This window comes from Symbiobacterium ostreiconchae, from assembly GCF_055396975.1.
In genome coordinates this window covers 1,666,714-1,679,706 of the sequence record NZ_AP042454.1, presented here as the reverse complement: position 1 = coordinate 1,679,706, position 12,993 = coordinate 1,666,714, and the positions used below count along the sequence as shown (strand labels likewise).

11 protein-coding genes are annotated in these 12,993 nt (G+C 69.9%); 4 read left to right on the top strand and 7 right to left on the bottom strand.

Annotation, left to right across the window (positions count from 1 at the left end):
• Positions 1–60 precede the first annotated feature (60 nt).
• A complete protein-coding gene (locus ACZ5UM_RS08265; protein WP_464848102.1) occupies positions 61–1,203 on the top strand; it encodes a cysteine desulfurase family protein in 1,143 nt (380 codons plus the stop codon).
• A 516-nt stretch (positions 1,204–1,719) separates the two neighbouring features.
• Entirely contained in the window at positions 1,720–2,283 is a 564-nt protein-coding gene (locus ACZ5UM_RS08260) for a YdcF family protein (protein WP_464848101.1), read from the top strand.
• 90 nt (positions 2,284–2,373) lie between these two features.
• Here the strand turns inward: ACZ5UM_RS08260 and ACZ5UM_RS08255 are convergent, their stop codons facing one another.
• The 3 genes from ACZ5UM_RS08255 to ACZ5UM_RS08245 all read right to left on the bottom strand — a co-directional run bounded on the left by ACZ5UM_RS08255 (position 2,374) and on the right by ACZ5UM_RS08245 (position 3,932).
• Positions 2,374–2,643, bottom strand: coding sequence for a hypothetical protein (locus ACZ5UM_RS08255; protein WP_464848099.1), 270 nt, complete (start codon positions 2,641–2,643; stop codon positions 2,374–2,376).
• A gap of 81 nt (positions 2,644–2,724) precedes the next feature.
• Positions 2,725–3,378, bottom strand: a complete 654-nt coding sequence (locus ACZ5UM_RS08250; protein ID WP_464848098.1) for a nitroreductase family protein — start codon at positions 3,376–3,378, stop codon at positions 2,725–2,727.
• 71 nt (positions 3,379–3,449) lie between these two features.
• Positions 3,450–3,932, bottom strand: a complete 483-nt coding sequence (locus ACZ5UM_RS08245; RefSeq protein ID WP_464848097.1) for a thioredoxin domain-containing protein — start codon at positions 3,930–3,932, stop codon at positions 3,450–3,452.
• Between the two features lie 212 nt (positions 3,933–4,144).
• Between ACZ5UM_RS08245 and ACZ5UM_RS08240 the strand changes: the two genes are divergently transcribed.
• Entirely contained in the window at positions 4,145–6,019 is a 1,875-nt protein-coding gene (locus ACZ5UM_RS08240) for a beta-N-acetylhexosaminidase (protein WP_464848096.1), read from the top strand.
• A 9-nt stretch (positions 6,020–6,028) separates the two neighbouring features.
• Here the strand turns inward: ACZ5UM_RS08240 and ACZ5UM_RS08235 are convergent, their stop codons facing one another.
• Positions 6,029–7,186: an exo-beta-N-acetylmuramidase NamZ family protein gene (locus ACZ5UM_RS08235; RefSeq protein ID WP_464848095.1), complete on the bottom strand. Its 1,158-nt coding sequence runs from the start codon at positions 7,184–7,186 to the stop codon at positions 6,029–6,031.
• A gap of 229 nt (positions 7,187–7,415) precedes the next feature.
• Between ACZ5UM_RS08235 and ACZ5UM_RS08230 the strand changes: the two genes are divergently transcribed.
• Positions 7,416–8,567 (top strand): serine hydrolase domain-containing protein, encoded by a 1,152-nt coding sequence (locus ACZ5UM_RS08230; protein ID WP_464848094.1) that lies wholly within the window; start codon positions 7,416–7,418, stop codon positions 8,565–8,567.
• A 575-nt stretch (positions 8,568–9,142) separates the two neighbouring features.
• Here the strand turns inward: ACZ5UM_RS08230 and ACZ5UM_RS08225 are convergent.
• From ACZ5UM_RS08225 to ACZ5UM_RS08215, 3 genes are all read right to left on the bottom strand, one after another.
• On the bottom strand, positions 9,143–9,874 hold the full coding sequence (locus ACZ5UM_RS08225; protein WP_464848093.1) for a PIG-L deacetylase family protein: 732 nt from the start codon (positions 9,872–9,874) through the stop codon (positions 9,143–9,145).
• A gap of 178 nt (positions 9,875–10,052) precedes the next feature.
• Positions 10,053–11,204 (bottom strand): anhydro-N-acetylmuramic acid kinase, encoded by a 1,152-nt coding sequence (locus ACZ5UM_RS08220; protein WP_464848091.1) that lies wholly within the window; start codon positions 11,202–11,204, stop codon positions 10,053–10,055.
• A 232-nt stretch (positions 11,205–11,436) separates the two neighbouring features.
• Complete coding sequence (locus ACZ5UM_RS08215) at positions 11,437–12,564, bottom strand: serine hydrolase domain-containing protein (RefSeq protein ID WP_464848090.1); 1,128 nt, start codon at positions 12,562–12,564, stop codon at positions 11,437–11,439.
• Between the last annotated feature and the right edge of the window lie 429 nt (positions 12,565–12,993).

The window sequence follows — 12,993 nt, the reverse complement described above, 5'->3', positions numbered from 1 at the left end:
GTCCCTACAGCGGCGGTTGCAGGGCGGGTTCCGGCCAGACTGGATAAGGAGGTATCTAGGATGGAGCGGCCGATCTACCTCGATTACAACGCGACGACGCCCGTGGATCCCGCCGTGGCCGAGGCCATGCTCCCTTACCTGACGGAGCACTACGGCAACCCTCACTCGACCCACCGGCTGGGCGCGGTCGCCGCCGCGGCCGTCGCCGAGGCCCGGGAGCAGGTGGCCGGCCTGATCGGGGCCGCAGCCGGGGAGATCGTCTTCACGTCCTGCGCCAGCGAATCCATCAACCTGGCGGTCAAGGGAATCGCCTTCGCCCGGGGGCGGGGGCATATCATCACCTCGGCCATCGAGCACCCCGCCACCCTGCAGGCCTGCCGGTACCTGGAGCAGCACTTCGGCTTCGCGCTGACCGTCATCCCCGCCGACGGCCGGGGGCTGGTGGACCCCGATGCGGTGCGCCGGGCCCTGCGCCCCGACACGATCCTCATCACCCTCCTGCACGCGCAGAACGAGACCGGGGTCATCCAGCCTGTGGCGGAAATCGGCCGGATCGCCCGGGAGGCCGGGGTGCTGTTTCACGTGGATGCGGCGCAGACCTGCGGCAAGATCTCCGTCGATGTCTCCGCGATCGGCTGCGACCTGCTCACCGTCGCCGGCCACAAGCTCTACGCTCCCAAGGGGGTGGGCGCCCTCTACGTGCGCAGCGGCGTCACCCTGCACCCGCTGATCCACGGCGCCGACTACGAAGGCGGGCGGCGGGCGGGCACCGAGAACGTGCCCTACCTCGTCGCCCTGGGCCGGGCGGCGGAGATCGCCGAACTGAAGCTGGCCACGGGCGAACCCAAGCGGCTGGCGGCGCTCAGGGACCGGCTGCAGGCTCAGCTCGCCGACGCGCTGCCCCTCCGGGTGACCGGCGAGGGCGCCCCGCGGCTGCCCAACACGCTGCACATCCGGGTGGAGGGCGTGGTGGGCAACGATCTGCTGGCGGCTGCCCCCGAGGTCGCGGCCTCCACCGGATCCGCCTGCCACGCCGGGGTGAGCGAGCCCAGCGCCGTCCTGCTGGCCATGGGCCTCTCCCCCGTCGAGGCGCTGGGCTCCCTCCGGCTGAGCGTCGGCCGCTACACCACCGAGGAAGAAGTGGACGCCGCAGCCGCCGCGCTGATCCGCGCGTACCGTCAGCTCAGCCCAGCCCGCCCATAGACCCCGGCTCCCCGCCGGGACCGACGGGCGGGTACTGCGCGGGTCGTAGCTGCCGCTAGACCCAGAGCGACCTTCGGCCCCATCCGCAGGAGAGTGGTCGGAAACCGCCGGACGCGACAGGGGATTTCCCCCCGGGTGGCGAATAATCTGTTCACAGGGTAAGGAGGTGAGGGCCGTTGCACCGCACTCCGACCAGGAACTGGATTGTGCTCCAGTCCATCCGCCTCTTTGCCCCGCGCGCGTCCGTCGGACCGCGCGACAAGGGGGGCGGGCTGCGCAGCGGCCTGCCCGGAATCAGAGAGTGTGTGCACGCGATCGCCTTTGTTTCGGAATCAGAAGCCCACGCGAAGCCGGGCCTGTGGCCAGGCTGTGCGATGTGAGCGCTCTGGTTGCGAAGCAAAGGCGATTTTTCACCCTGCCGACCCTTCCCGTCGTCCGGCGCCCGGCGGGGCCTGGCGGCAGGGGCGACCAGTGGGGAGAGCGGGCGCCAGAACATGCGCCAGGGAGGAATGCCCAATGAGTCTGAGGATGTACGAAGGCATGTCGCTCCGCGAGATCTCCGAGTACCTGTTCGTCGAGGATGAGCCCACACCCGGCGACCTGATCCTGGTCTTCGGCGGCAAGCGGCTCGAGCGGGCTGAACGCGCGGCAGAGCTCTACAAGCTCGGCCTGGCCCCCCGGGTCTTCATTACCGGCGGCGACAAGCGCGGCACCGGCGTCTGCGAGGCGGAACGGCTCCGCGACCACATGGTTCAGATGGGCGTGCCGGCCGAAGCGATCGACATTGAGTGCGAGGGCCTGAACACCATCGAGCAGGTGCAGTACTCGGTTAAGCGTATAGAGGAAACGATCGGCTGGAAGAATATCAAGAACGTCCTCCTGGTGAGCGCGCCGCACCACATGCGCAGGGTGAAGCGCACCATCGCCAACTATATTCCGCGGGAGACCGTCATCACGTGCTGCCCGGACCGGCGGACCGACATCACCCGCGACAACTGGTGGCACACGGAAGAGGGCAAGAACATGATCATCCGTGAGCTGGAGAAGGTCCGCACCTACGCCATGCACGGCAACCTGTAGATGAGAACGCCCCCCTGGCCGGTGACCGGCCAGGGGGGCTGCGGATTATGGGGCTCAGGGCGGCTGCTGTACCATCACGATTTCATCGCTTTACTGCCAGGTGCGCTGCGGAAACCGGCGCAGCTCGCCGGGGCTCAGGGCGCGCGTCCGGACCAGCCGCGGGTACCGCTGCCGGAGCGCGTGGAGCACCTCCCAGTGCCAGAAAGAACGCCACCGCCGGCGGAACCGGCCCCAGAACGCGGCGAACCAGCCGGTCCGCCGCCGGTTCCGGCTGCGCGTCCAGGTTCCCCTGCGGCGCAGCCGCCCCGCACCTGACCCCGGGCGCCTTTCCCGGCCCCGGCCCGAGTCGCGCGTTCCCACGTCGCCCTCACTCCCCCCGTGCAGCCTGCCCTAACAGTGTTCCCGGACAGGGCAGGCACGATACGGGGGAGGGGCCGGGGGCTAGCGGATGAACTCCATCACCTCATCCAGCGGCCGCCGGGGCGCCCCCTGCTTCTCCTCGGCCGGGAAGCCCACGGGGATCAGGGCGACGAACTCCCATCCCTCGGGGATGTTCAGCAGCTCTTCGATCTCCCGCTTCGCCTGCAGGGGGCCGGCCATCCAGCAGGCCCCCAGCCCCTGCTGATGCAGGGCCAGCAGCAGCAGCATGATCGCCCCGCCGATCGTCTGGATGCGGGACGACCCGAACCTGCGCCACTCCATCATCTCCGCGGCCGCCGGGTCCTGGGGGCCCCGGGCGGCCAGAAGCTTGTCGGCCACCGACTCGTAGCCGCCCACCTGGACCGCGATGCACGCCGGGGCATCGCGGAAGAAGGCGCTGGTCACGATCCAGCGGTCCGCCTGCGCCCGGTACGGGTCGGCCTCGGGCCACGACGCCATGAGCCGGCTCCGGGCCTGCACGGCATCGGCGATCCGCTGGATCAGCTCCCGGTTCTTCACCACGGTGAACCGCCACGGCTGGTAGTTTCCGCCGCTGGGCGCCCAGGTGGCCAGCTCGATGGCCCTCTGCAGCATCTCATCGGGCACGTCGTCCGGCTTGTAGCGACGAATCGACCGGCGGGTGCGGACCAGCTCGAACAGCTCCTGGTACTCCATCTCGCACAACTCCCTTCCATAAATACACGCCGTGTCTGCCACGGCGTGCCCGATTCCCGTGCTCCGTTCAGTTAGGATGCGCCGTCCAGTACCCGCTCGATGTCCGCTGCGGTGAGGCGCCGTCGGTGCCCCACCAGCTTGCCCGAGCGGTCGAAGAGGACCCAGTCGCCCATCTCCGCTCTCAGTTCCTCCAGCATCACCCCGGCTTCGGGGTGGCCCACGTCCACGTAGATGAACTCGCACCGCCCCCGGTACTGGCGCTCCACCGGCGCCACCAGCGGGCGGCTGAGGAGGCAGCCGAGGGAGAAGTCGCTGTAGAAGTGCAGGATCGTCGGTCGGGAACCCCCCCGGGACCGCTTCAGCTTCTTCCGGGGGTCTGCGGGGGTGACCGCCCCCCGGCGCACCGCAACCCAGTAGATGGCGAAGGCCGCGGTCAGCACCAGGACGATGACGAATCCCGCGAGCTGCCACTGCATCCGCCAGCTCACCAGACCGAGGACCACCAGCAAGAGCAGGCTCGACAGCAGATACGAGAACCGACGGACGAAGAACATCGGGCAGGTCTACCTCCTCCGGCCGTTCTGCTTCTCAATTCCGCATTGCTTGTCGCAAACCCTGCCATTTCCGCTGGAAGCGCCCGCTATCCTGCCCGCTCCCGGCCCGGGCCGGCCCCAGGTATCCGCTCGTCCGGCGGCGAATTGGGCACAATACCCTTCAGGTACCGGGGGCCCCCTCCCCCGGCCGACCTTCGCTGGGAGGTGTCGTCGTGAACGCGCTGCCGCTCGTGCCGCTGCCCAGGCAGGCTTCATGGCACGATCAGTCTCTCAGGCTCCCGGAGCAGATCTGGGTGGCCGTGCTGAGCCGCCACGACCAGCTTCTGCCCACGCTCCGCCGCTTTCAGGCCGCCGCCCGGGCAGCGGGCATCGAGACCCGGCTCACGGCCAGCGCCGCGGGCCTGGCCGGCGTGCCCCACGTCGTCGTCGACCCGCAGAGCGGGGCGGTTGCCCAGGCCCAGGGCTATGCGCTGACCGTCGACCCGATGCGCATCACCATCGCCGCCGCCGACCCGCCCGGGGCCGCCTACGGCCTCGCCACGCTCGCCCAGCTGCTGGCGCTCGCTCAGGGGCCGGAGGGCGGCCGGGAGGTGCCCTGCTGCGAGATCCGCGACTGGCCGGACTTTCCCCGCCGGGGCGTCATGCTGGACATCAGCCGCGGCAAGGTGCCCACCATGGACAACCTCTTCCGCTTCGTCGACCTGCTGGCCGACCTGAAGATCAACGAGTTCCAGCTCTATACCGAGCACACCTTCGCCTACCGGGAGCACCGCGAGGTCTGGCAGGCCTACTCGCCGATGACGGGCGAGGAGATCATGGCCCTCGACCAGTACTGCCGTGAGCGGTTTATCGACCTGGTGCCCAACCAGAACTCCTTCGGCCACATGACGCAGTGGCTGATCCACCCCCGCTACCGGCACATGGCCGAAGCCCCGGAAGGCTTCGACCTGCCCTGGGGCGGCCGCCGCAGCGAGCCCTTCTCTCTCTCGCCGGCGGAGCCCTCGGTCATCCCGTTCCTGGCCGGGCTGTACGACGAGCTGCTGCCCCACTTCACCAGCCGCTACTTCAACGTGGGCTGCGACGAGACGTTCGACCTGGGCCAGGGGCGGTCCCGCGAGGCCGTGGCCGAGCGGGGCGAGCACGCGGTCTACCTGGAGCAGCTGCTGAAGATCCACCGGCTGGTCACCGAGCGCGGCCGCACGATGCAGTTCTGGGGCGACATCATCATCAAGTACCCGGCGGCCGTGGCGCAGCTGCCCAAGGACGTGATCGCGCTGGAGTGGGGCTACGAGGCCGACCATCCCTTCGCCGAGCACTGCGCCGAGTACGGCCGGGCAGGGATCGCCTTCTACGTCTGCCCGGGCACCTCCACCTGGATGTCTCTGGTCGGGCGCACCGACAACGCCCTGGCCAACATGCGCAGCGCGGCCGAACACGGCCTCCGGCACGGGGCCGTGGGCTTCCTGAACACGGTGTGGGGCGACTACGGCCACCAGGACTACGAGCCGGTCACCTATCTGCCCCTGGCTTACGGCGCGGCGGTGAGCTGGGCCTTCGAGGCCAACCGGGACGCGGACGTCCGCCCCTTCCTCAACCGGGTGGTCTTCCGGGACCGGGCCGGACAGATCGCGGGCGTGCTCTACGACCTGGGCAACACCTACCTGGCGGCCGGCCCCCGGCTACACAACGCCAGCGTCCTCGGCCGCCTCTTCCACAGCGCCGCCACCTGGCGGGAGTGGCCCGTCTTGCTTGACTGCGACTTCGACGCACAGGAAGAAGCGGTGCGGCGGGCGGCGGGCGGCCTGGACCGCGTCGACCTCCGGTGCGACCGGGGCCACCTGATCCTGCAGGAGCTGCGCAACTCGGTGCGGCTGCTGCTCCTGCTCTGCGACCTGGGGCGCACGCTGCAGGGCGTGCGTCAGGGCGCCCCGCCGGCCCCGGGCGCCGCGGACAGGCTCATCCAGGAGCTGGAGGCCGTCGCCTGTGAACACCGGGAGCTGTGGCTCCAGCGCAGCCGCCCCGGCGGGCTGGAGGAGATGAGCATGAAGCCCTTCCGGGCCTGGCAGGCGGAGCTCCGGCGCCTCTAAGGGCCTGGTCTAAGTGTAAAGCCGGTAGGCCAGCGTCTCCTCTGCGAAGGCCCGGGCCTCCTGGTCCCAGCCGGCCAGCACCTCCGCAAGCGGAAGCTCCCCTTCGGCGGCCCTGTAGAGCCGGTCGGAGCCGCTCAGCCGGTCCAGCGAACGTACGCTGCCCCACCTGACCCACTCGAACTGGTGGGGGTGGAGCCTGCGCACGACGGTCACCACGTGCGCCCCCAGCTCCACCGGCCGCACGGCCCGCCGGTCCACGATGTGCACCTGCACGCCCCGGCAGAACTGCCCCTGGTACTTGGACGCCCACGGGGTGAAATAGGCCGGCCGGAACAGGACGCCGGGCAGGTCCAGTGCCCGCAGCTCCGCCACCGTGTGCCGTTCGTCGAGCCAGGGCGCGCCGAAGACCTGAAACGGCAGGGCGGTGCCCCGCCCCTCGGAGAGGTTCGTCCCCTCCAGGAAACAGAGGCCGGGGTAGAGCGTCAGCATGTCCAGGCCGTTGGCGGCCGGGCTGGGGGGCACGAAGGGCAGGTCCGTGTCGTCCCACCACATCCCCCGGTTCCACCCCTCCATGGGCACGACGACCAGGTCGCAGCCGATCCGGAACCGCTCGTTCAGCCAGCGGGCGATCTCCCCGTGGGTCAGTCCGTGGCGGGTGGCCACCGGATAGAGCCCGACGAAGGACTCCAGGCCGGGCTGTACGATGCCCCCCTCCACCTGCAGGCCGCCGATGGGGTTGGGGCGGTCCAGGACGATCAGCCGCTTGCCCTGCTCCGCCGCGGCCTGCATGCAGTAGGCCATCGTCCACGTGTAGGTGTAGAAGCGCACGCCCGCGTCCTGCAGGTCGAACAGCAGGACATCCACGTTCGCGAGCATCTCGGGGGTGGGCTTCCGGGTCTCGCCGTACAGGCTGTGGACAGGCAGCCCCGTGGCCGGGTCCACCGCGCTGCCCACCTTCTCCCCCGCCGGCGCATCGCCCCGGATGCCGTGCTCGGGCGAGAACAGCGCCGTCACCCGCACCCCCGGGCTGCCCGCCAGCCGGTCGATGATGGACTCCAGCCGGCTGTCGACGCCGGTGTGGTTGGTGACGATGCCGACCCGTACCCCTCTCAGCAGCTCCCGGCGGGAATCGAGGAGCACCTCGTTGCCCAGCCTGACTTTCGCCATGTCGATCCCTCGCTTTCGATTCGTCGTTTCACCCTCTGGCCCACTTGCCCTGGCGAGTCTCCCCTCGGCCTGCCTGCGAAGCGCCATTCCCGCCCGGCCGGCGATCCCCGGTCCGGTGCAGCCTCCCCGCGTTCACCGGCCCCGGCAGACCGGCTCCACCGGCGCTCATGCAGTCGCCGCGACAACGAAAGTGTTGCCGATGTCCATCACGGAGGAGAAGGATGCACACATGTCCGCCGTACCTGTAACCGACGGCCTGTACGATACCCGCTGGCCCCCGGGGCTGTACCCGGCGGGTCCCGCTGCCGCCGGACTCGATCCAGGCCGGCTGGAAGGGGCCATCCGCCTCCTGGAGGCGGAGATCGCCGCGGAACGGCTGCCGGGAGCGGTGGTGGTCATCGCCCGGAACGGGGCGGTGGCGGTCCACCGGGCCCTGGGGTGGGCGGCGGTCCACCCCCGGCGCCGGCCGATGACGCCCGGGACCCTCTTCGACCTGGCGTCGCTGACCAAGGTGATGGCCACCCTGCCGGCCGTCCTGCGCCTGGTGGAAATGGGGGAGATCCGGCTCGACGATCCGCTTCATCTATTCTTCCCCGAGCACCGGGGGGAGGGGCGTGAGCAGATCCGCATCCGCCACCTGCTCACCCACACCGCCGGCCTTCCGCCCGGCAGCCCGGCCTTGCGGGAGCCCGCGGCGAGCCGGGAGGAGCGCATTGCACGCCTGGCCGAGATTCGGCCGGAGGCGCCTCCCGGCACCCGGATCATCTACAGCGACCTGGGGTTCATCCTGCTGGGCGAGCTGGTCTCCCGGGTGAGCGGCCGGCCCCTGGAGCGGTTCGTGCGGGAGCAGGTCCACGGGCCGCTGGGGCTGGCCGAGACGGGGTATCTGCCCCGGGGGGAGCGCGCCGCCAGCGCCGCCGCCACGGAGTTCCGGGAGGAGCTGGGCCGGTTCCAGTGCGGCGACGTGCACGACCAGACTGCCGCCGCCCTCGGAGGCGTCGCCGGCCACGCGGGCCTGTTCGGCACGGCGCCGGAGGTCGCGGCGTACGGTCAGATGTGGCTGGACGGCGGCCGCGGCGTCCTCTCGCCGGCAGCGGTCGCCGCCGCCACCCAGGACCAGACCCCGCACATTGACGGCCCCGAACATCGGGGCCTGGGCTGGATCGTCGCGCACGAAAGGGCCGCCTTCCTCAGCTGCGGCGACCTGTTCAGCATCGGATCATTCGGGCACACGGGGTTCACGGGTACGAGCCTCTGGGTGGATCCCCACCGGCGCCTGGTCGTGGCGCTGCTGACCAACCGGGTGCACTTCGGCCGCACCGACCACATCATCCGGCTGCGGCCCCGCTTCCACAACGCCGTGGCGGCGGCGCTGGTGTAGGTGGCCGGGGTGGAAGAAGTATCACTGATCTGCTCGCAAGCAGGGGGTCATCGAGGCTGAGGAGCAGGCCTTCTCAGATCCTCGATGGCTCCTCTTTTTCGGCCCTCGATGGCCGCTCTGCTGCGGATCTCCATGGCCGCTCTTCTTCCCGCCGTCGTGGGCGCTGGATGCGGACGGTTCGCCCCGACGATCCCGCAGCTATCAAGCCGCCCGCCCTCGCATTCAGCGGAACGAATGTGCACTTTCCAAGAGTTCTTGGGGCACAAGGGATTCCGGCGCTGCGAGCCCCACACGCCGCTTCCCACGCGGCTTCCACCAAAGTACACGTTCGTGCCACTGGCTGCCGACCAGTTACCGATGGCCCCCAGATATCGTTCAAGACCCCCTCCGGCGCATTCCCCACTGGAACAAATGTGCACTTTCCAGAAGCCTTGCGGCGCAAGCGATCCCGGCGCTGCGAGCCCCGAGCGCCGCTTCCCACGCGGCTTCCACGAAAGTGCACATTCTTCCCACTGTCCTCCTGCCCGCGCCGGGCTGCCCCCGGGGCCAACAGGCGCGCCGTACAACCGCCGGGACTACAACTCCAGCGGCAGCCGCTCACCGGCGAAGCGCTGCACCATGCCCCCCTTGGGCACCATCAGCGTCGCGGCGTACTTCCAGTTCAGGCCGCCGCCGAGACAGCCCCGCATGCGGGCCAGCGACTTGTAGTAGTCCGCGTACGGCCAGCCGGTGCCGCCCTCCCACAGGGCAAAGCTGGATAGGGCGTCGCAGTACTGCGCAAAGATGGGCTCCGAGATCTGCACGTAGATGTCCGGCTCATACCCCTCCATGTCTTCCCAGTTCTCCGAGAAGAAGATCCGGCGCGTCCAGTGGGCCGGCTTCCCCCGCTCGATGCGCTTCAGGGCGGCGAAGAACGCGGCGTCCATGGCGATCTTGTGCGCGTGCCGGTGGTCCCGGTGCATCGAGTTCTGCCAGTGGGTGATGATCACGTCGGGCTTGATGTCGCGGATGATGTCGCAGACCTCCAGACTGACCTCATCGTTGTAGGGCAGCTCGGCGTCCTTGTAGTCCAAGACGATCGCCTCCGCGCCCAGCTTCCGGCAGCACTCGGCCGCCTCCCGCCTCTTCTGCTCGGCGTATTCCTCCGCCGTGAGCGTGGGGTGGCCCTTCTCGCCCGGGGTCAGGCTGAGCATGAACGCCTTGTGGCCCGCCGCCGTGTACTTGGCGACGATCATCCCGGCCGCCAGCTCCTGGTCAGCTGCGTGGGCGCCGATGGTGAGAATCCGCATCTCCTTCCGGTCCGTCAACAAAGGCCCCTCCTTCATAATGGGGGCCCCGTCGCGGGGCCCCGGGGTTATCTGGATGGCGAGACGTGTCTCAGGGTCGGGTGCAGAGCATGTTCCAGGGTCGGGTGCAGAGCACGTACCACACCCGTTCGCAGGCAGCGTGACCGGCCGCCACGCCGGCGCCGCTGCCTGCTGTCGCTTACAGACAGATCTTCCCCAGCACCGCCCGCTCCCGGCAGCCGGTGGCGCCAGGCACGTTGGTGGGCAGTCCCAGGATGCAGTCGTTGGCCAGCAGGGCGAAGGCGATGGCTTCCTTCGCATCCGAGTTGATGCCCACCGCCTCGTGGTCCACCACCCGCACCCCGGGCAGGGCCGCGGCGAGCATTCGCATCAGCGTCGGGTTTCGGGCGCCGCCGCCTCCCACAATGACTTCGTCCACCGGTCCCAGAAACCGGCGGTAGGCGTCGGCGATGGCATGCGCCGTGAAGGCCGTGGCGGTGGCAACGAGATCGGTCGGATCCCCCCGGCCGTGCAGACGGGCCGCAAACTGCACGCCGAACAGCTCACGCCCGGTGGACTTGGGAGGCTCCAGCCCGAGGTAAGGATGCGCCATCAGTTCGGCCAGCAGGTCGGGCAGCACCTGCCCCTCGGCGGCGATGGCGCCGCCCTCGTCATACGGCCGGCCGAAGAAGCGGCTGGTCAGGGCGTCGATCAGCATGTTGCCCGGGCCGGTGTCGAAAGCCACTACCCTTTCCAGATCGCACCCGGCGGGCAGGTAGGTCACGTTGCCGATCCCGCCGATGTTCTGCACGGCCCGGTTCAGGCGGTCGTCCCGGAGCAGGCAGTAGTCCAGGTAGGGCACCAGCGGGGCGCCCTGGCCACCGCCGGCGACGTCCCGCACCCGGAAGTCCCCCACCGTCACCACGCCCGTGCGTGCGGCGATGACCGCCGGATCGCCGATCTGCAGCGTGCTGGCCGATTCCACCCCCGCCCGCCGCACCGGAATCGGCTCGTGCCAGATCGTCTGGCCGTGGCTGCCGATCAGGTCGACCTCAGCAGGCTCGACCCCGGCCGCCCGCATCAGCTGCAGGGCCGCGTCGGCAAACACCTCGCCCAGCACGAAGTTCATCTGACAGATGGTCACGACGTCTGAGCTCTCCGGCCGGAACAGCCGGAAGATCTCCTCCCGGACGGCGGACGGGAACGGATAGGTGGCGAAGTGCGCCAGCTCCAGCTGCACGCCGGGGCCTCCCCCGCGGATACGCACCAGCGCGGCGTCCACACCGTCCACCGACGTGCCGGACATGAGTCCGATGACGAGCCGCTCCGGCTTTGCGGCGACAGCCTTCAAACGCTCCAGCGTCGCTCCCCCCTCCGTGGCGAAGCACGATCCGGCTGCGCCCCCGCATGGCGGGAATCAACCCCACGCCCGGGCCCGCCTGCCGACTGCGTTCGTCCCGCCCACGCCCATCCGGCCGGGGTCGTCCCATCCACGCCAATCGGGCCGAGCGCATCCCGACCCTGCCTATCCCGCCGAGCTTGTCCCGCCCGCGCCGATCCGGCCGAGCACGCCTTGCCCACGCCTATCCGGCCGAGCAGGCTGCGACCACGGCGTTGTGAAAGGCCGGTCGCAGCGCGAACAGGTCTGGCCCCTTCCAGTGAGGGACCGGGTGAAGCCGGTTGGTCAGCAGGATAATGAACAGCTGCTTCTCCGGGTCGATCCAGAGCGAAGTCCCCGTGAAGCCGGTGTGGCCGAAGGCCGAGTCCGAGAGCAGCTCGCCGCAGGAGTGCGGACGGGAAGGCAGCGTCTCCTGGGGCGGTTTCTGCCACCCCAGCCCCCGGGCCTCGCCCAGCGCCGGGGTCAGGTTCCGGGTGGCCAGCTGAACCGTGGGAGGCGAGAGGATCGGCCGGCCCCCCCGCAGCCAGGCCAGGGCGTAGAGCGCCAGATCCTGCGCGGTCCCGAAGAGGCCCGCATGGCCGGCGACGCCGCCCAGCCCGTAGTGGGCGTTGCCGTCGTTCACTTCGCCCCATAGTATCTCCTGCCGCCAGCGGTCAAACTCCGCGGCCCGCAACCCCGCCATCTCCATCTCAGTGCGGTTTCCCTCCTCGGTGGCGGCGATGCGCGCCCGGGGAACCTGCGGCAGCCAGCCGGTCTCGCGCATGCCCAGCGGCTCGAACACAGCCGTGCGGCAGAAATCGGGCAGGGATTGGCCGGTGACGCGCGCCACGATGGCCCCCAGCAGGATGAACCCCAGGTCGCTGTACACCACACGCTCGCCGGGCGCCTGCTCCAGCGGAAGCCGGCCGATGGCCCGCAGGTACGCAGGAAGCCCCCGCTGGTCCAGGTAGAGCGGCAGCCAGGCGGGAAGACCCGACGTGTGGGTGAGCAGATGGCGCACGGTCACACGCCGGTCCGTGAACTCGGGCAGCAGGTCGGCCACCGGCGCATCCAGCGAGAAGGCGCCCTGCTCCACCAGCCGCAGCACGGCCGGCGTCGTGGCGACCACCTTGGTGAGCGAGGCGAGGTCGAACAGCGTATCGGCGCGCATGGGCACGCGCTCCGGCTGCAGGGCGGCGTGGCCGAAGGCGCGCACAACGACCTCGTCGCCGCGTCCCACGGCGGCCACCGCGCCGGCAAAGGCGCCCCCCTCCACCCCGCGCTGGACCACGGCGAAGGCGAGTTCCAGGCGGCGCTTGTCCAGTGAAACCATCGGCAGACCCCCTCTACAGCTGATCGCCCACCGGGACATCCGGCGTCTCCAGGCCCCGGTGCGGCAAGCCGGTCTCGTCCCCGATGACAGCCGCGGCGGCTGCCCCGCAAGCGCACGGTGCAGCGCCGCGGCGATGTCATCGCGCCCTGGAAAATGTTTAGCAGTTGTCAAAACATCGGGTTCGTGGTGTCCTGAAATGTACGCCGCCTTACACTGTCACTCGTTCCGAAGACATAGGTACAGCTTCGGGCCCGATACCCTCGAAGCCTATCATGAACGAACAGCACGGCTGTCCGTTCGGATCACGGCCTGAACGCCCCCCTCACCTGCCGCCATTCGTCCAGCACGGCCAGTTTTCCGTGCGGCCAGAAGGCAGTTCTTGGGCACGACAAGATCACGGGTCTGGAAGATTCAGACATCCCTCCTTCC